The sequence below is a fragment of the Zhongshania aliphaticivorans genome, from assembly GCF_001586255.1.
GTDB classification, from domain to species: Bacteria; Pseudomonadota; Gammaproteobacteria; order Pseudomonadales; family Spongiibacteraceae; genus Spongiibacter; species Spongiibacter aliphaticivorans.
Genome location: NZ_CP014544.1, coordinates 594,004 through 613,277, shown reverse-complemented (window position 1 = coordinate 613,277; position 19,274 = coordinate 594,004). Strand labels below are relative to the sequence as shown.

Annotated in this window: 16 protein-coding genes; 6 read left to right on the top strand and 10 right to left on the bottom strand. The window is 47.3% G+C overall.

Annotated features, from left to right (window positions below):
• Nucleotides 1-180: 180 nt before the first annotated feature.
• Nucleotides 181-1,371: an ISL3 family transposase gene (locus tag AZF00_RS02695; RefSeq protein WP_062383101.1), complete on the bottom strand. Its 1,191-nt coding sequence runs from the start codon at nucleotides 1,369-1,371 to the stop codon at nucleotides 181-183.
• A 190-nt stretch (nucleotides 1,372-1,561) separates the two neighbouring features.
• Between AZF00_RS02695 and AZF00_RS02690 the strand changes: the two genes are divergently transcribed.
• Nucleotides 1,562-4,048, top strand: coding sequence for a hypothetical protein (locus AZF00_RS02690; RefSeq protein ID WP_062383097.1), 2,487 nt, complete (start codon nucleotides 1,562-1,564; stop codon nucleotides 4,046-4,048).
• A complete protein-coding gene (locus AZF00_RS02685) occupies nucleotides 4,035-5,024 on the top strand; it encodes a hypothetical protein (RefSeq protein WP_062383095.1) in 990 nt (329 codons plus the stop codon). Before AZF00_RS02690 ends, AZF00_RS02685 begins: the two co-directional genes overlap by 14 nt.
• 156 nt (nucleotides 5,025-5,180) lie before the next feature.
• Here AZF00_RS02685 and AZF00_RS19770 read toward each other — a convergent pair whose 3' ends face one another.
• Nucleotides 5,181-5,402: a helix-turn-helix domain-containing protein gene (locus AZF00_RS19770; RefSeq protein ID WP_062383092.1), complete on the bottom strand. Its 222-nt coding sequence runs from the start codon at nucleotides 5,400-5,402 to the stop codon at nucleotides 5,181-5,183.
• A 128-nt stretch (nucleotides 5,403-5,530) separates the two neighbouring features.
• On the opposite strand from AZF00_RS19770, the gene AZF00_RS02675 reads away from it, so the two are divergent.
• From AZF00_RS02675 to AZF00_RS02660, 4 genes are all read left to right on the top strand, one after another.
• Entirely contained in the window at nucleotides 5,531-5,764 is a 234-nt protein-coding gene (locus AZF00_RS02675) for a hypothetical protein (RefSeq protein ID WP_062383089.1), read from the top strand.
• Complete coding sequence (locus tag AZF00_RS02670; protein ID WP_062383085.1) at nucleotides 5,757-6,959, top strand: tyrosine-type recombinase/integrase; 1,203 nt, start codon at nucleotides 5,757-5,759, stop codon at nucleotides 6,957-6,959. The genes AZF00_RS02675 and AZF00_RS02670 overlap by 8 nt, the downstream gene beginning before the upstream one ends.
• A gap of 26 nt (nucleotides 6,960-6,985) precedes the next feature.
• A complete protein-coding gene (locus AZF00_RS02665) occupies nucleotides 6,986-7,396 on the top strand; it encodes a hypothetical protein (RefSeq protein ID WP_062383082.1) in 411 nt (136 codons plus the stop codon).
• 100 nt (nucleotides 7,397-7,496) lie between these two features.
• Entirely contained in the window at nucleotides 7,497-8,033 is a 537-nt protein-coding gene (locus AZF00_RS02660) for a hypothetical protein (RefSeq protein ID WP_062383078.1), read from the top strand.
• Nucleotides 8,034-8,088: 55 nt separating this feature from the next.
• Here the strand turns inward: AZF00_RS02660 and AZF00_RS02655 are convergent, their stop codons facing one another.
• The 8 genes from AZF00_RS02655 to AZF00_RS02620 all read right to left on the bottom strand — a co-directional run bounded on the left by AZF00_RS02655 (nucleotide 8,089) and on the right by AZF00_RS02620 (nucleotide 19,263).
• On the bottom strand, nucleotides 8,089-9,240 hold the full coding sequence (locus AZF00_RS02655; RefSeq protein ID WP_062383077.1) for a CaiB/BaiF CoA transferase family protein: 1,152 nt from the start codon (nucleotides 9,238-9,240) through the stop codon (nucleotides 8,089-8,091).
• A gap of 127 nt (nucleotides 9,241-9,367) precedes the next feature.
• A complete protein-coding gene (locus AZF00_RS02650; RefSeq protein ID WP_062383074.1) occupies nucleotides 9,368-10,150 on the bottom strand; it encodes an enoyl-CoA hydratase/isomerase family protein in 783 nt (260 codons plus the stop codon).
• 17 nt (nucleotides 10,151-10,167) lie between these two features.
• On the bottom strand, nucleotides 10,168-11,373 hold the full coding sequence (locus AZF00_RS02645; protein WP_231856185.1) for an acyl-CoA dehydrogenase family protein: 1,206 nt from the start codon (nucleotides 11,371-11,373) through the stop codon (nucleotides 10,168-10,170).
• A 36-nt stretch (nucleotides 11,374-11,409) separates the two neighbouring features.
• Nucleotides 11,410-13,554 (bottom strand): 3-hydroxyacyl-CoA dehydrogenase NAD-binding domain-containing protein, encoded by a 2,145-nt coding sequence (locus AZF00_RS02640; protein ID WP_062383072.1) that lies wholly within the window; start codon nucleotides 13,552-13,554, stop codon nucleotides 11,410-11,412.
• Nucleotides 13,555-13,608: 54 nt separating this feature from the next.
• Nucleotides 13,609-14,817 carry an acetyl-CoA C-acetyltransferase gene (locus tag AZF00_RS02635; RefSeq protein WP_062383070.1) on the bottom strand — a complete coding sequence of 403 codons (1,209 nt, stop codon included), beginning with the start codon at nucleotides 14,815-14,817 and terminating at the stop codon, nucleotides 13,609-13,611.
• Between the two features lie 81 nt (nucleotides 14,818-14,898).
• A complete protein-coding gene (locus AZF00_RS02630; RefSeq protein ID WP_062383067.1) occupies nucleotides 14,899-15,474 on the bottom strand; it encodes a YtfJ family protein in 576 nt (191 codons plus the stop codon).
• 20 nt (nucleotides 15,475-15,494) lie between these two features.
• Nucleotides 15,495-16,715: a DUF445 domain-containing protein gene (locus AZF00_RS02625; RefSeq protein WP_062383063.1), complete on the bottom strand. Its 1,221-nt coding sequence runs from the start codon at nucleotides 16,713-16,715 to the stop codon at nucleotides 15,495-15,497.
• Nucleotides 16,716-16,728: 13 nt separating this feature from the next.
• Entirely contained in the window at nucleotides 16,729-19,263 is a 2,535-nt protein-coding gene (locus AZF00_RS02620; protein ID WP_231856184.1) for a TonB-dependent receptor, read from the bottom strand.
• Nucleotides 19,264-19,274 lie beyond the last annotated feature (11 nt).

Here is a 19,274-nt window from a genome sequence, read left to right as displayed (position 1 = left end):
GCAGCGTTTATTCAACCATACTAATGAAGCTAGATACGCGCAAAAGTAATTCGAAATCGGGTACGCAGAGCGATTGGACCGAGCACGCTTTAGCGTTACTCTCAAGTTCGAGCCGCAGCGCAACCTGAAGGTTTGAAGTAAAATGCCTGGCTCTACCCCATTAACGGGGGATGGCACTCATTAAACCCTGTTTATAATCCCGTCCCATCCACAATGGGCTAGCACTCTTATCCTGTAATTTTCAAAGTTTCTAAAACCATACGCTCGTCGTGTCATCATTTCCATTTTGTTGTGGAAGCCCTCCGTTATTCCATTACTTTTACTAAATCGCCACATGGCCACAATGGGCTTCAACCATGAGCGCAATGTGTTAGCTAGCGCTCGTAGCGGGCTCTCAGCTAGCTCTTCAAGCAATCTCATAAATACCGGCAACTTGATGCTGGCTTTCTTGCGCGTTAGGGTCTTGAGCAACACAAACCGGATTAATCGTTGCTTGGCCACATACAGTGCTTGCAGCACAGGGTAATCAGCCAAATAGTGCATAAGATTGGCATGCTGCTCATCGCGCAAATTCCACTGATGGCGGCGCATTAAACTGATTAAGCCACGGTTCTTTCTTCCCTCTGGGTCATGCTGCTTCCAGACACTTAAAAAGTGTTGGTTAATAAGTCTGACCACATGGAATCGGTCAGCCACGATCGTGGCACTGGGAAAGTAACGGCGGGCAATGCTGCGGTACGTTTCCGAGAGATCCATCACCACAACCTGAACGCGCTCTCGACCCTCAAGGGCCTTTAAATAGCGGCGCAAACTCAATTCTGATCGTCCTAGTTGAACATCAAACACTTTGTGATTCTTGAGGTCGGTAAGCGTAGTCGCATAACCCTTTTTACGGGTAAAGAAATGCTCATCAATCCCCAAGACGCGGGGGCAATATCGGCGATCCCCCTCGGAACGCTTTTGCTTAATATGGTGCTGATACCAACGCTCTACGGTCGCTGGGCTGATTTGATGGGTTCGAGATAACTTGCGCTGCGTTACACCGCCATCATGGGCTTCGAACACCTCCAGCCGATAGGCTTCTGAAGCGCGATAACGCGGACGAATACCGGTAAAGGCGTGACGAAAATAGCGCTTGCAAGAGGTGCAATGGTACTTGGGAACCCGCAAGTGTAACGTCAGCACCTGATTACCCTGACGGGTATGTTTCACCGTCCTGAGATGCGTGGCCTTAATCCTCAGGCCATTGCCCTGACAATGCTTACAAGGCGGCCTGTGCACAGGCTTTGCCCAGACTTCGATCCCTTTCCTGCGAACTACCCGTTCAATCTCAAGGCCAGATATGCCTATAATTCTTCCTGCGTGGGACATCGGTATTCTCCATCAAACTGTTTCTTCGCAAATTCAGTTTAATGAATGCCGGTGTCCCCCGTTAATGATGAAGAGCCAAATGCCTTCAGATTGATATGATGCTCGACAGCACCCACAACACAACCTTAGTTCCACAATTAGAATCGGCGTCAACAATATTTCAGTACTAGGCACAGGGAGTGAGCATTTTTTGATTGATAGACTGAAAATATGGTTACATTCCAAGCCTTGGTTTTGGGCGACCCGAACTCGCTTAGGAGAGATAGCTTTTTCCTTCGAGAGTAGCGCATACCAGACGGGCACCTCAATCAGCGAAGCGAGGACCAACGCACGTATTCTCTACTCTTTCGCATTGGTCGGAGTAAAAAGTCTTTTTGGGGTCGTACTAGTTTTTGCCGCACTATATTTCGCTGAGGATTACGTAGCAAAGGATCTGTCTTGGTTGCCCCCTATCAGTGCTGAAGACCAAGATTATAATGTCGAGCAGCTCAGGCTATACGCCCAACTGCTCACTGCTATATTCTCGATCTATTTCGCTACAATCGGCATTATACTGAGCGCCGGTTACACTAGGCTTCGCCGAGATATCATCCACCTACTTACTAACGAGCAAGTGGGAAGTGCATACTCTCGGGTTTTAGTGTTTTCAGCGATGTTCTGTTTAGCATCAACTGCCGCGCCTTTGATTGGATTCCAGCCTGGTCTTTTCGTTTATTCATTCGGTACAATTTTAACTTTGCTGAGTGCTTTAGCGTTGTTTCCATTGGGCCAGAGGCTATTCAATTTCTTTGACCTCAATTTGCTGGTTCAAACTGAAATACTCCCGAAGATTGCCCGCCACATCGACGGCGCGGCAAACCCTCGAAATTCCAATTCTTTAGCCAACCATCACTCTCTGGCGGCCCGAAAGGCACTTGAACAACTTTACTATATCGACAATCGCATCAAATCTGACAAAGAGGGACTAAAAGACAACCTACCCGCGCTTAGCAATGCCTATTCAACCTTAGTAGTGCACTACTTTCAGAAGAAGCATAATATCGCTAAAGAAAGCTATTGGTTTCCGAGGCGAATAAAGCACAAGCAATGGTTTTTAGCTGGGGACAGTGCGACATCCATGGCACTGCAATCAAGCAGCCAGCAAATGCTGATCGAGGAAAAATCAGATCACCAATGGTTTGAAAACGAAATTGTGGAGAGATTGGCCAGTCACATTGAGCTTGCATTTCAGGTCGGTGACTTTGCTCTTGCGCTAAAACTTATCGGTCGCCTTTCCTCCCGCATTTCAGCGTATGCAGTACAACTCCAGTTTGACGTTGGCTTGCAAGAACTTAAGAGAATTAAGGAAATCATAGAACTCGCTTTTGCCTCAGCCAACCAAACAGGCAATACCGAAGCAGCGATTATAAAGATTGGAATAGCAGACACATGGGCTGCACTGGGAAGTAATCTTTGCCTAGAAACTCTCCGTCGAATGATGACCTTTGAGAAAGAGCTTAAACAGTACTTTGACACAGACGATTGGAGCGAAAAGTCCCTGCGTAGTCTACCCGTCTTTCTGCAGGTAGAGCTCGCATTCATTGTCGAGCGCATTGAGTTTGAGCAAAAGATCGAGGGGCAACGCCTATCGAGGCCACGATACGTCCAACAATTGGCGGTCCAAAAGTTATTGCAGTACTACGCCAAAGCCCTTCCTACAATATGCGATTTTTACCAAAATATCGTTCCAGATTTTGTGGATTCACTGACAAAATTAAAAATGTCAGAGGCCGCAACCCAAGTTGTCTTAGGAAGCTTGCATAGCCATTGGAAACTACCACACAGGTTTGACGAAATCGGCAAGCTCTTGGATCGGTATCAGGCCTATAACCATTACACGGAGGAGCAATATACATTCAGTGAAATCAATGCCGCAGAAATGTCAAAGAAACTTGCCTCTGCGCGAGATGAGGCAATTGCTACGCTGGGTAGCGGGGCTATGATCGAACATATCTTCGAACAAACCCACAATGATGAACTTCCGGATCATTTTGGACAAATCTATTTTGAACTGGCCGAAGCATGCATTAGCGCTCTTGAACAAAACGATGAAAGTATGTTGAACAAGGTTTTTCCGACGTTCCTTATCCTAGCGTTTCTCGCTGCAGATTCGAAGTTCACGGACCCCTCACTTGAAGTAAATGACGAGTTTCGATTGCACCTTATTTCAACTGTGATCAATGATTTAGCGTCAGTCTTAGGTTTTGCAATCCTATACGGGGCATACTTCGATAATGAGCATTTGTCAGAGAATGCCCTAGCCAAATTCGATTCTTGGATTGAACGTATACCTAACAAGCAGGAATACCTAAAAAGAATGCTGCACATTTCTGACCCGCACCGCTTTAGCATGAGCGCGTCGCCGCGTGGTCTGATCCGGATAAACTGGAAAATGTCGTTCGAACATCGAGCAAGAAGCGACGGATTTGGCGATCAAATGAGCATAGAAGGAAGAAGTAAGCACCAAAACGAAATTGTGCGGGAATTTCTAAGATCAACCTCTGATGCGTCCCACCTGTTTTTTGCGAAACAAGTCCTGCCGCAACTCGACACCATTAACTTCGATATAAACCACCATATCACGGCCCTTGCTCACAATTTTCATAAAGACGACGAGGCACAGCATGAAGATTTCTAGGGCTGTACCTTCAAACCCGCATCATTTTCGAGACGAGGAAATGGGATTAATTGATAGCCTCATCGTGAAGCGCGAACGGCAGAAGCCAGACTTCAATCGCCGGATGTTTGATGAGGATTTTGCGAGACTGCTGCATTCAACCAATCGAAGATGCAATCTTTTCGAGGTCACCTCGAATGACGACAAACTCATGGAAAAGCTACTTGGCAACGTGAAACCGGGATACGCACCACATTCTATTGATGAAACAGTACGTAAGTTGGTGGAAAAAATAGCCCAGTCTCTAATTTGGTTTGGAAGAGCATACTATTTCCTTCACGACGATACTGAACAGGGAAAAATTCACACTACCTCATTCAGCTCAGCTGGCGTTGCGCGCCTCTTTGGTACGCATATTCAATGGGTACCCAAACGAAAAGTAAATCACTGGGATCGAGATAATGAGGAGCTTCCGCGAGAAATACGCATACTGGATTCAACCAAAGTAATGCGCTTCGACATGCCCACAGCAACCAAACGGATGCTATCAGTACAGAATAAAACTTTGGCGGCCCTCGATAAACATCAGTTTGGAGAAACTAATTTTACCTCTCAAGCTACACACGAAAACCCGAACCCAACAAACCATTTCGATTTCCGTGTTTGGAGAGATACGCAAGATCGCGCTTTGTACCGAGCCACACGAAATACCGGCTGGAATTGTAGGAAATATGACACATCAATACGCTCAGACTTCTTCGTTTGTCACCGCCTGATCCGCTTTCGACGAAACCAAGTCTTGCTAAGAGACGATATTTTGAAGCAGCTCAACCGCGAACTTACAAGGACTGGCAAAGCTTACAAAACCAAATTCTCTGCTGAAATATCGGTAACTGATGAATTACCCAGCATCGCACGGCTGAACGAATTAGAGGTGAAGCTGGCACGTGAAGAAGTCGGGTTCAGCGAAATCATGGACTATTGCTACAAAATCTGACCAGCTGGTTTAAAAGCAGCAGCGCAGGCTAATTCTGATGGTTTCTATAGGCAAATTTAAAACTCTATTCCCCTGCGGTCAAAAGAAAGTGCTGCCGATAAATAATACACCTCACTCGAACAACAGAAGTTATACGGCGAAAACGCTCCAAAGCGTCTAACCCTTTAAGTGGGTGACCAACTGTTCAACTTCGCAATCAAAATAATTACACAGCTTATCCAGGTTATCCGTCACCGTGCTATGACCAGGATGATTGATGATCTTCGACAGAGTCATCCGATTTATCCCAGTCTCCGCAGCTATCTCACCGATAGTAATCCGCCGCTTTTCAGCGAACTCCTTTTCTGCAATTAGCTCTTTCAAATGGAAACGGATCACCTAAAACCTCAAACGATTAAATATATTATCAAATAATGATTGCATTGATCGCAAATTTAGGTATATTTAATATCAAATGATAACTTATATTATCATTAATGATTTAAATCTACGCTGGAGATGATCGCATGAACAGAACATACCTTACAACTGAAGAGCTTTCGTCAAAAATAAAATATGACCCCAGAACCATCAGACAAAGCCTTAAAGATAGCGTTCTACTTGAGGGTAAACATTACATACGCCCTTTTGGTGGAAGGAAGATACTGTACATCTGGGAAGTGATAGAACAAGAAATGCTCGAAGGCTTTAACAGCAACTTTGCAATTCCCTTGGCCAACGGAGGCGTCTCCCATGGCTAATATTCGAACTAGACCGGAGACGGGCAAACTCTTTATAGATTTCCGCATACACGGTACCCGCTACCGCGAGCAAACTCTGCTAGAGGACAACCCCAAGAACAGAAAACAACTCGAAGCCTTCACCCAGCGAATGGAGGCCAAAATTCTACTCGGGGACTTTAACTACGCTGAGTTTTTCCCGAATAGCCCAAATATTGCGAAATTCGCCACCACTGGTTCGAATATTCACTCTGCAGCAGAGAATGCAGCGACAAAAGTAGAGTCTCCAAACTTTGAAAGTTTCGCACGCCAATGGCAAACCGAAAAGAAAATAGAATGGCGTGCATCCCATGCCCGCAACATTGAATCGGTGCTTTCAAACTCGCTGATCAAGTTTTTCGGCAAACGCGTGTTATCCGATATCAACAAAGCCGAGATCCTTGAATTCCGATCTAAACTTGCATCTAAACCCGGTCGTGGCGGTAAAGAGCAGATTGCAGCCAAGACCATAAATACCCATATGGCGCTATTAAAGGGCATTTTGGAAGAGGCGTCAGATCGCTATTCCTTTGAAAACCCTTATAAGAACATCAAGCCCCTCAAGCTTCAGCGCAGCCATGTTGAGCCGTTTTCCTTAATCGAGGTTAACCGCATCATCGAATCGGTACGCGAGGATTACCGCAATTACTATGCGGTGCGCTTTTACTCTGGCATGCGTACCGGTGAAATCGATGGGCTTCGCTGGGAATTCGTCGACTTTAAGCGCGGACTGATCGCTATCAGAGAAACATTAGTTCAAGGCAAAACCGAATACACCAAAACTGACGGCAGCCAGCGGGATATTCCCATGCTAGGGCCAGTTAAAGCCGCACTAGAGGCTCAATATCAAGCAACCGGCAAGCTCAGTCCTTATGTTTTCTGCAATACCGAAGGCAAGCCCCTTGATCACAACAATATTACTAAGCGTGTCTGGTATCCCCTACTCCGCCATCTAGGCCTGAAGATGCGGCGGCCCTACCAAACTCGCCATACCGCTGCGACGCTATTACTGGCTTCCGGTGAAAACCCCGAGTGGGTAGCTCGATTTCTTGGCCACGCCAGCACCGAAATGCTCTTCAAAGTGTATTCACGGTATATACCCAACCTGACAAGACAGGACGGTTCCGCATTTGAGCAAATGCTTGGCGTACAGGATGAACGGCACGCCGCCCAATAACACAGTAGGGATAAGGGGAAATATTCATGACCAATAAAACGAACGATACCAACTTTATCGCTTTGCTCACCCTAGGCGACATGCGCTTACTCAACATCAAGGTACCGGAACATCTTGCAGATGATCCCGATGACGCTGAACTAGGGCTGCCACGCAGTGCCGCACTTATCCTAGCCGAACGCATACTGAACATATGGGAAGTGCCGCAGGGAGACATAGAAGCATTTCTAACTAACATCGCTGATGAAGCATTAAGCAATGTTCTCGTTATCCATCAGCTACTGCAGGTGCTTTTCCCCAGAAATGAGCCAAGTAAGTATGTACACACAAACAATAAGAACTACGACGACCGAACAACGTGGCAAGCAATTCAAAACGGCGAATCGCTGAAGGTCCGCAAATACCTAGAACATAAATCGCTTGGCGGCGGCTGGTAGCCCCGAATGGTTATGCCCTCCCCAAATTGAATATCCATTAATGACAACACCAATTTATACGGAACAAAGATGATGGCGCTAAACGCCAACAGGAGACACTATGAACACATTAACCAAAGAAACTGCCCGCTCACTAGCAAAGGTAATCAACAGCCGTCTTTCGACCTGTTACAACGATGATTTAGTCGCCATTCTCGGTACTGGCCGCGAATCGAATAATGAACAAGCCGTACAATCATGGCTAATATCTCGCTTCGCCCACATCGAAGTCGGGCGTACTGACATGCTAATGGAATACGCGTCCGACGTACTGACTCAACATCTCGATGACATAAGGCTGGAAGTGGCTATTGGCGTAATAACCGAGCCACTACAGCCAAGCTTTATTCCAGCAAAAGCACTTACTGACCGTGAGATACGCTGTATTGCTCGCGGGATCTACCTGCTGGTTTTGGGGCAAGGATCGAGAGACTATTTAGACGCGCTGGTCGATTTGGCACTGGATGGCCAAGGCAATGCAATTGAAAGGATTGCAGCATGGACCTCCATACAAACACAGATCTACACGTACTTCCCTAGCGAACTTACACTGCCATTAGCACAGCGCTTGATGCAAAAGTTCAAGGACGCCAATTGACATTATTAGAAATCAAAATGAGTAACAATAATTCATGTGTGTAGAAATTTTACACTTAAATCACACCCTGATTTCTCAGGGAATCAATGGCACCCGCCCCGAGACCGAGCTCGGTTAGTATTGCACCCCCATCTTGACCAACAAGAGGCGGCGCTCCCACTACAGCCTGATAATTACTCATCTTGGGCGCTATCGACGGTTGCAAAACATCGTTAACACGGATGTAGGTCCCCCGAGCTATATTATGTGGATGTCTTTCTGCCTCCTCAAAACTAAGAATGGGCGAGAAGCACGCATCCGTACCTTCGAGAAGCTCGCACCAATGATCTCTACTTTGTGTATTGAACAATGAGCTGAGTATTCCCTTCCCTTCCCCCCAAGCGGAGGTATCCCACTGACTCCGAAAAGCTCTATGCTCTGTAAGATCCAGTCTCTGTAGTAGCTCTTGATAGAACTTTGGCTCCAATGCACAGATTGTGATAAACCCGCCATCTGCACACTGGTATGTTTCATTCCAAGGGGCTGCACCATCAGCCCAGCCTTGCCCTAGGTTCTCGGCCAGCTGCCCAGTATTTCGCATCAACAGTAACAAACTAGATGTATATGCAGAACCATCGGTAATCGCTGCATCGACTACCTGACCCACCCCTGATTCTCTGGCTTGCATAAGCGCACAAAGAACACCCCAGCATAAGACCATTGCCCCACCACCAATATCACCAACAGAGGTCAATGGCGCTGTAGGCGCGTGACCGGGTCGCCCACCGTACCAAAGCGCACCAGATATACCGATGTAATTAGGATCGTGCCCGGCAGCCTGCGCTAATGGCCCAGTCTGCCCCCAACCGGTCATTCTGCCAAAGATCAACTTCGGATTTCGCGCAAGACACACATCAGGCCCAACACCTAAGCGCTCCATAACGCCTGGCCTGAAGCCTTCAATCAATACATCTGCGCTATCTACGAGCCTTAGCGCTAGCTGAACGCCTTCAGCAGACTTCATATTAAGCGCAATTGATCGTTTACCGCGATTCAGAAACATCGCGGCGGATGAAGCCGCTTGATCAGCACTACTAGAGCTGGACTTCCGCTCGATCACGATGACATCTGCCCCCATATCCGCGAACAACATACCGGCGAATGGCCCGGGACCAATTCCCCCAAACTCAACGACCTTAACACCGGATAAGGGACCACTATTTTTCATAATTCACCAACATGAAGCTAGTTTTAGAGAGCCCCAGTACCAGCATCCAACATCATGAAATCCATGAAGTTAAATGCACCTTAGCGACGCATGGGGAAATAAAGGAGAAACTCTAACAACAGAACAACTACTCTCCCGTAAAAATGGCTTCCTTCTTTTCAAAAAATGCCATCACGGCTTTTTGACTATCACTACTTGTCGAGCACACAGTTTGCAGCCTTGCCTCTTTATCCAAGACGTCTACATATTGAGAGTCTGCTACAGAGCGCATAATTTGTTTAGTGAACTTCTGTGCCAAAGGCGCCCCCTTGGCCAGGGTTGCCGCCCAAGATTGCGCTTCACTCTCAAGGTCCTCAGCACTAACCACCTTATTGACGAAGCCATATTTTTCGCAATCAATTGCAGGTAAGCGGCCTGACTCCGCGAATAACTGAATTGCTTTTTTGTATCCCATTGCGTTCACCACGAAGTGACTCATACCACCATCCGGCACAAGACCTAATCCCGCAAATGGCAGATACAAATAAGCGTTGTCTGCCATTATGGCCAGATCGCAGACCATAGCCAATGCGGCGCCAATTCCGGCACAGGCGCCGTGTATGGCGCTAATATACAATTTATCTGAATTAACGATACCCATTATTACAGGTTTGTATTCGCGTTGAATTTGCTCCTCGATCGTATCGAACCCCGCCAAGCCTTCACTTAAGTCGGTTCCAGCACTAAAGCCACGGCCCTCCGCCCGAATAACAACAATGCGTACATTTTCATTTTGCTCGCAATCTTCGATCGCTTTAAGCAGCTCTTGGCGCATAAGCTGACTGATTGCATTCATTGCCTTAGGGCGATTTAAACTAATTGTCGCAACCCGGTCAGCAACGGAAAAATTAATCGTTTCAAAATTTCTCATGGTATCTCCTTGATTTATCAATCTAAGTTGCTGGCATAGATGTCCGAAAAAATATCGCGGCTAATGATCAATTTCATGATCTCAGAACTGCCAGCAAGAATTCGATTAACACGTGCATTGGTGAACATTTTACATATCGGATACTCATTCATATAACCCGCGCCGCCGTGCAACTGGACACCCAAATCAAGCATTTTCCATTCAACTTCGGTGGTCTGCAGCTTCGCTTTTGCAGCCATATTCACCGTGAGCTTTTTATCGTTGTGTAGCGAGACCAACTCATCCACGAAAATTTCGAGGACATGAATTTCAGCATCCATCTCCGCCATTTTAAACTGTGTATTTTGCATTGCCGACAGTTGCTTACCAAACACCTTGCGATTCATTACAAACTCGCGGGTAAGATTAAAGGCATGCCGAGCGTTAGCAACAGAGCCAACCGCGGCAATTAGACGCTCCTCAGCCAAACCCTGCATAAGATAGAAAAATCCTTTGCCGGGTTCGCCGAGAATATTTTCTTTGGGGATTCTGACATTAGAAAAGAATAATTCGGCGGTATCCTGTGCTTTCAATCCCATCTTATCTAGGTTGCGCCCCCGCTCAAAGCCGTCCATACCACGCTCGACAACACACAGCGTCATTGCATGAGGATTACCGTTAATATCGGCCTTGCCCGCCACAATCACATAGTCAGCATTGATACCATTGGAGATATAGGTCTTCGCACCATTTAAAACAAAATCATCACCGTCTTGCTTCAGAGTGGTACGCATACCGGCCAAATCACTGCCGGCATCAGGCTCGGTCATCGCGATAGCAAGAATTTTATCGCCTGACACGCAAGCTGGTAAAAATCGTTGTTTTTGCTCTTCCGTTCCCAAATGATCGATATAGGGACCAACTAAGCGGCTGTGTAACGTGTTAAACCACTCAGCACAGCCCTGCCTTACTGTTTCTTCAATAATAATCTGCTCAAAGCGAAAGTCCCTATCCCCCATACCGCCGTACTTTTCGTCCGGCCAGATCATTAAAAAGCCCTGCTCGCCTGCGCGCTTGAAAGCATCACGGTCGACAATATTTTGCTCTTGCCATTTCTCCATATTTGGCGCGATTTCAGTCTGGATAAATTTCCGATATGCGTCACGGAACATGCTCTGATCTTCAGTAAAATTTCGCACAAAAAACTCCATACAGTAATTAAAACGCAGGAGATCAATGCTCATTAAACTCCTGACGATGTATATTATTTACTTCACTAATCAGCGAAACATACTTCCTTCGAGAATTTTCTCGCCGACGATACTCGGGCAGCTAAATCGGTCACCGTACTTATCTGCCAATTCCGCGCAGCGACGCTGAAATTTCTCGAGACCATAGGTATTCACAAACTGCAAAAACCCGCCGGTCCAAACTGGGGCGCCAATACCCATGACCGACCCAATATTGCCATCGGCCACCGTGCGCAAAACACCGGACTCCAAACACTTGAGCGTTTCAATAACCTGCCGGAATAGCAACCTGTCTTTAATATCGTCATCTGGCACTTGCGCGTTGCTACAGTAGTACTCGTCAAGCACACCCGGCCAAAGCGTCTTTCCACCATCAACATAGTCATAATAACCGCCGTTGTGGTGCCGTCCGCCACGCCCGTTTTTAACGGTAAGAAATTCGATTACAGTGCGCAATGAGTCTTGCTCACCCCATTTATCGGCAACGCCCATCTGCTCCCACGTTTCAAAGGCCTTACGACTCAGCTCCTGACTCACTTCATCGTGAACAGTTAGTGGCCCCACTGGCATTCCAATAGCCTTACCAAGACTATCTATTTTACTTGGGTGCATGCCCTCAACAACCAAGCGAGCGCCCTCGTCAAAATAGGTACCAAAGGTGCGGGAGGTGAAAAAGCCAAGAGAATCGTTAACAACAATTGGCGTCTTTCTAATTTGACGGGCGTAATCAAATGCTTTGGCAAGTGCGGTATCACTGGTCTGTTCGCCGCAGATTATTTCTACTAAAGGCATTTTATCGACCGGCGAAAAGAAATGAATCCCGATAAAGTTCGCCGGCCGTGATGAGGCTAAAGCCAATTGCGTTATGGGTAAGGTCGAGGTATTCGAGCCCCAAATACCATCATCATCTAAATGCTTTTCCGTCGCGCGGATAATCTTATTTTTAAGCTCAACGTTTTCGAAGACAGCCTCGATAATTAGGTCACAGCCGTCGAGATCATCATTTTCTGCCGAAGGCATTATCCGCGCTAAGATCTTCGCTTTTTCGTCAGCGCTCATGCGCCCTTTAGCAACGCGCTTGGCCAGCAATTTCTCGGTATAGGCTTTGCCTCTTTCAGCAGCATCCAAAGAGATATCCTTAAGAACCACATCTATACCAGCCATCGCCGAGACATAAGCAATGCCCTGCCCCATCATCCCCGCACCGAGTACGCCTACCTTTTTGGTCAACTGTGGTGCTATTCCTTGGGGACGTGACGCACCACCATTGATCTCGTTCATTTGGAAGAAGAACGTGGTGATCATATTCTTGGCTTGAGGCGTCATCACCAAATACGTTAATCCGCGGCTTTCAATGCGCAGTGCCGTGTCGAAGTCCACACGCGCAGCCTCTACAGCGCAATCTAGTATTTGCTCAGGCGCTGGCAAGAGGCCTCGAGTCTTTGCGGCCAGCATGGCCGGTGCAGCCATCAATAACTGCGCTAGTTTAGGTGAACTCGCATTGCCCCCAGGAATCTTAAAGCCACTCTGATCCCAAGGCTGAATTGCAGCGGCTACGTTACCCGCATTTGCCTTGATATACGCCTTTGCGCGAGGAAGAAGCTCTTCAAGAGACTGTACTGTTTCATGAATCATACCGGCTGCTAGCGCCTTTTCCGGCACTACTTTCATGCCCTCAAGCAAATAGGGCAAGGCGGCCTGCAATCCCAGTAAGTTCACCATGCGCACAACACCGCCACCGCCAGGTAGTAGTCCCAGACTGACTTCCGGCAGGCCCAGCTGCACAGACTTATGATTAAAGGCAATTCGATAGTTACACGCTAGGCAAATTTCAAAGCCGCCACCTAAGGCCGTGCCGTTAATAGCCGCCACTACAGGTACAGGTAACTTTTCTAAACGTCGTAAGGGTCCCTTGATAGCTTCAAGAGTTTCCATAAACGATGCTTCATCACCAGGTTTCGCGGCCAAAAGATCATTAAGATCACCGCCGGCGAAAAAAGTCTTTTTTGCCGAAGCAAAAATAACACCACTTAATGCCGCTTCCTGTTCGATACGGGCTACTGTTTCTGCCATTGCTAGCTGGTATTCCGTGTTCATCGCATTGACTGGACCTGTCTGGTCCATAGTCACTGTCACTATGCCGTCAGCGTCTTTCTCGTATTTAAATACACTCATGCTAATCCCTAAATTCGGTGGTTAACTGTCTATTGAACTAATTGATGCGAGAAGCTATAACCGCTCGATGATCGTTGAGATTCCCATCCCGCCGCCGACACAGAGTGACAACATGGCGCGCTTCAAACCTCGGCGCTCGAGTTCATCGAGCGTAATGCTCACTAACATACCGCCAGTCGCACCGAGCGGATGCCCCATTGCGATAGCACCGCCATTTACATTGGTAATTTCATGACTGATGTCTAAATCCTTCATATAGCGCATAGCAACGGATGCAAAGGCTTCGTTAATTTCCCAGAGATCGATATCTGAGGTTTTAAGGCCGGCTTTGGCCAATGCCTTTTGTGCGGCTGGCCCAGGTCCTGTGAGCATAATAATAGGGCAGGTGGACAGCACTGCGGTTGCGACAATCCGACCGCGCGGTGTCAAACCCAAATCTTTACCGGCTTTTTCGCTGCCGATTAAAACCGCTGAGGCGCCATCGACAATTCCCGATGAATTTCCGGGTGTATGAACATGATTTACTTTTTCAAGAGTATTGTATTTACGCAAAATAACATCGTTAAAGCCGATTTGACCCATGGCCTCGAAGGACGCCTTTAACTTAGCTAGACCCGCCATCGATGAGTCAGCCTTAATGAAATCGTCTTTGTCTAAAATCACTAAGCCATTTTTATCGAGCACAGGGACAACAGAACGGTCAAAATAACCGTTGTCACGGGCAAATGCCGCCCGACGCTGTGACTCCAGAGCAAATGCGTCTACATCCTCTCGACTCCAACCTTCAATACTGGCGATAACGTCTGCACCAATACCTTGCGGTACAAATCCGATTTTAAGCTGAAATGCCGTATCGCCAACCATGGCGCCACCATTCGAGCCCATTGGCACTCGCGACATACTTTCAACGCCACCAGCCACGACAAGATCCTCCCAGCCGGACGCAATTTTTTGGGCTGCGAAGTTCACCGCCTCTAGGCCTGAGGCACAAAAGCGATCTAGCTGCACACCGGGCACGGACTCATCCCAGCCCGCATTTTGCACTATCATTTTTGCCACATCTGATCCCTGCTCGCCAACCGGACCAACGCAGCCCATGACAACATCATCAACATAAGCGGTATCGAGGTCGTGACGGGCCTGTAAACTCTTAAGCAGACTGGCGCCCAAATCGATCGGTTTCACTTCATGCAAGCTGCCGTCTTTCTTACCTTTGCTTCGCGGAGTGCGCACGGCATCATAAATATAGGCGTGATTTGTCATCTAAATTCTCACTTAGTTTTTGAAATGGTATTTCACCCGAAACTGAAATATTGGGTCAATGATTGCAAGCAGCCGCGGCGATTAGCGCGTCAATTGCTCGTTAATTTTTTCAAGGAGCGCATTCATCTCTGACTCAGAAATCGGACCGGTATGTTGATACACTGGCTTACCAGATGCAGAGAACAGCGCGACAAAAAGCGTATTCTTAGGTAATGACCAGACATTTCTGACCGCTCCGGTATTATCACGTACGACTTCAACATCTGGATTCGACTTTTTATTCGCTTTTAGCTCTAGCGCAGCCAAAGATTTTGTCCCCCAAAGGGCATCATCGAAATCAGCAACAGTAACAACACGCAAGTAATCAACGCTGTATTGTTCTTTAATTATGCGATTTTTAAGCGCATCGACTTCTGTCTTAATACTTAATTTCGCAGGGAAATGAATAAATAAAACGTTTTTCCGAGCGGGGCTATAGGCAGTCCATTTACGGTATTCAATCGCATCCCCTCTAGTAACGAGCTCGCCCGGCAATATTTCACCAAGCCTCTCCAATGCCGGTGTTATCTTATCGTTAGCAGCATTAGCAGAAGCCACACTCCCTCCAAAAAACGTTAGAAGAAAACCAGTAAAATAAATTAAAGCCACCTTACTCATTAATATTCCCTTATATTCGCTTAGCCTATACTGAAAATAGGGCCATCACTGAACAATACCAAAAGCTGCAGTAAACCAGCGGCGCCACCAAGCATCGCTCCAACGATAATCACCAGCCATTTATCGTGTTGAAAAATTGGAAGAAATAGCTCCTGGAACTGCTCAGGTGGCATCTGCTGCATACGCATCGTTAAAAGCATCTGCACTGGTTTTACTAACGTCCGACTGACTTTACTGTTATCCAGTAATGGAAAAATATTGCTCTCTAGTACTTTCAGCGCCTTTTCATCATAAAGTTCATCTCGAGAGGCCAAGCGCACGCTTAAATCTATTCCTTTCGAAAATAGCTTTGACTCCATATGATTTCTTAGCTGACGCTTGATCATTCGCTTTATTTCGTCACCGCGCTCGCCATCCCATATAAATTCAAGTACATCTTTGGTGTTTAAAAATTTCTCAGTAAACACTTCGGCGAAACTTAATGAAACGTCCTTCTGTCGTTTTAGAACTAGGCCTTGCAACTCCCAGTTTAGGAATTTCACGCCTCTGGCGGGATAGGCAAGAATATTGAGTGCTATCCAATTTGTTAACGCGCCGACTAGGCATCCAAATAAAGGCAAAAGCGCGTTGATCGGCATAAAATACCAACACAGAGCCTGTAGGCACCCCAATGGGAATCCAATATACAAACCGGAAATCTTCATGAATCGAAATTCTGTTCCGAACATGGATAGAATTAATTCACCGAGTATTTCTGGACGTTCTTTGGCCCTTGAAACCGCGAGCGTCTCTATATCCAACAAATATTCGCGGTTCTCTGTAATCTCCCGAATCACTAAGCGAGATATAGACGGGATATCATGCAATATTCGTTTATAAACTCGCTGACGTGCCATATCCGGCGCAATAGACCATAACTTAACGCCATTGCTTTGCATGAAGTCATCGACCGCTTCTTCGATTTGTGAACGAATAAGCACGCTCATTTCACCGAGCGCATCGTCATCATTTAATGCGTTTAGCATCTCCGCTGGTGTACAAACTTTAACAACTGTTTTAGTAACTAAATCCCGAGTAAATCGTTCGCGTATACGCGGGATAATTCCCTGCCATCCTATGCTCTTCCCAACGCCCCGCCACTGGACAGGATAAAACATCATTTGCAGACCAACCACATTCGTTGCCCAGCCCACAAAGGCCACGACAAATGGCATAACGATGTAGGGAATTAAGTCTTCCATAAACGTCGCCCATCTAGAATCTGTAAGTTGCCTGCATACCTATGCTACGGCGGGGGCCAACAACAGCAATATGCGACGTGCCGCCCGTAATAGTGTTAACCATTGGCGTGTCGTTGGCGTACAGATATACGCGCTCGTCGGTTAGGTTTTTGCCAACCAAGGCAAGGTCCCACATATTATCTATTGTAGAAATACTTAACCGTGCGTTGAAAGCAACGTATGCCTCTTGTTCAACACGGGGATCTAGATTTGGCGAGGGGTTATAAGAATCGCTAAATATTGCGTCAATATTGCCGCGGAACAACAGACTGTCAGTCAACTCAGACTCATACCCAAGTACCGCATTCCCCGAGTATGTAGCCACGAATTGCCCGGTTTTCCCTGAGTAATCGCAGGTTGGCGAACCTACCACATCCGGTTCCTGACCTTGTACACAGGTTCCTTTTTCGTGGTCTTCATACTCAAAGGACATTACCGATATGCCCGCGGCGAGCAGCCAGTTGGCACTCAGCGCCACGCGACCATCCATTTCTAGACCGTATGAAACCGCACTTGCAGCGTTGCCGACATTAAAACCGAGTGTACCGTCAAAAATAGAAACCTGGAGATCGCGGAAATTAGTATAGAACAAGGCCATATTCAACTCCGCGACGCCGCCTAAGAAACTCGACTTACTGCCTAGCTCAACGGTATCGGCTTCTTCACGGTCATACTCAAAACTACCGACCAGCGACACCTGATTACATCCGTCGGCAACGCCACCATTAGTACAACCCAATACATTTGGATTGAGTGGGGTTAAGCTTGGATCCGGACTTGAATTGGATCGGGCATCATAGCCACCAGACTTATAGCCCCGCGCCCAACTCGCATACAGCATTACGTCGTCGCTTGGATAGTATTGATACTTTAGCGAAGGAGCGAACTGGCCTTCTTCACGCTGCCCCCGTAAATCATGGCGCTCGCCAGCGAAACTAATCGCTGCCACCGTATCTATTTCACCAACGGGCATGATCTCACCGTCTGCGCCCGCAAAATCAAACTTCCGTGCACCGGTCTTTCTTTCCCACGTATAACGACCACCGAAAATCACGCGAGAGTAGTCTGTAGCAAGCCACGTAGCCTGCAAAAATGCAGATGCAATCGTAGATTCTGAGATAAAGGTTCTAGGTGCAGAAAATCCGACCAACTCGTTACCAGCATCACCTATACCCAGTGTCGTCCTTGGGTCTAATATATTTCCAAGCCCGGGATCAATGTCACCGCGGGCTCCGCCTTCGAGGATATCCGCCGCATTAATCAATTGTGGTGCAAGGTCACTAGAGACAATTACGCGATCCTGGAAATCGACTTCGCTGTATTGCAGGTAACCACCACCGATATATTCCCAATTGTCGCCCTGATCGGACAGCCAGCGGAACTCTAGACTCGTCTGCTGGTAGTCCTCCGAGAATTCTGCCTGAAGAAGATCTGCACCGGTGTAATCGCAATCACAGAGTTCATCATATGAGTACATCATGTGCGCGAAAATAAGATTGTAGATGCCGCCGCTATCACCGTTCCAATCGAGCTGACTGGTAAGGTTGTACGTTTTGTTGTTGCTGTAATCTTCTTGGCGAGAAGTGCGATAATCTGGAGTATGGTCACGCACCGAAGGGTGTTCATTTAGCACCAAGCCATAGGTCGTATTGCCAATCGGCACACCCGCATTGGTATCACTTACAATTTCACCGTAGGTTCTGCCATTAAACAGGAAAATGTCGGAAGGTGAAGGATCATCAGATATCACCTCAAACTGTCGGCCTACAACATCAAAAATGCCGTGTTCAAGCTTTACCGTTAATGTTTTGTCACTGGGCATGTCCCAGACGCCTTTGAGTCTTGCGGTTAACTCCTCTCGCTGCGGCTCAGGTTCATTGCTGATTTGGTTAATCATATAACCGTCAGTCTGGCGAGCACGCATTGCGAAACGCAGCCCAAAGCTATCATTCACCGGGCCAGAAAAAACGACGTCCGTGGTATATTCGTTGTATTCAGGATCACCTGTTACCGAGGCAAGTATCTCGGAGTCTTGACTGGGGCTAGCGGTCCGAACCGATATCGCGCCACCCACACTGTTTTTACCGTACAGAATATTCTGCGGTCCTCGTAATACCTCGACCTGGGCCAAATCAAGAAAAGGCGCTCGAGCAAGCTGTGCACGGCCGTAGTAAACACCATCAACGTAAGTGCCGACTGATTGTTCAAAGCCTTGATTTTCACCGGAACCAATACCGCGAATGAAAATCAAGGTGCCAACGCCGCCTTCCGCCATTTTTAAATTGGGGACATACGCTGCCAAATCTTCCATTTTATTAATGCCGGCTTCGAAAAGTTTGTCGCCAGAGACCGCACTAACGGACACTGGTACGTCGGCCAAACTCTCACTGCGATGCTGAGCCGTAACTATCACTTCTTCGAGCACCCCTGCTGACCAAGCTTGCTGGGCTAGACCGGACACAAACGCTGCAGATAGCAAGGCGGGAATTTTCATCATTTTAACTGTCATAACACTCACAC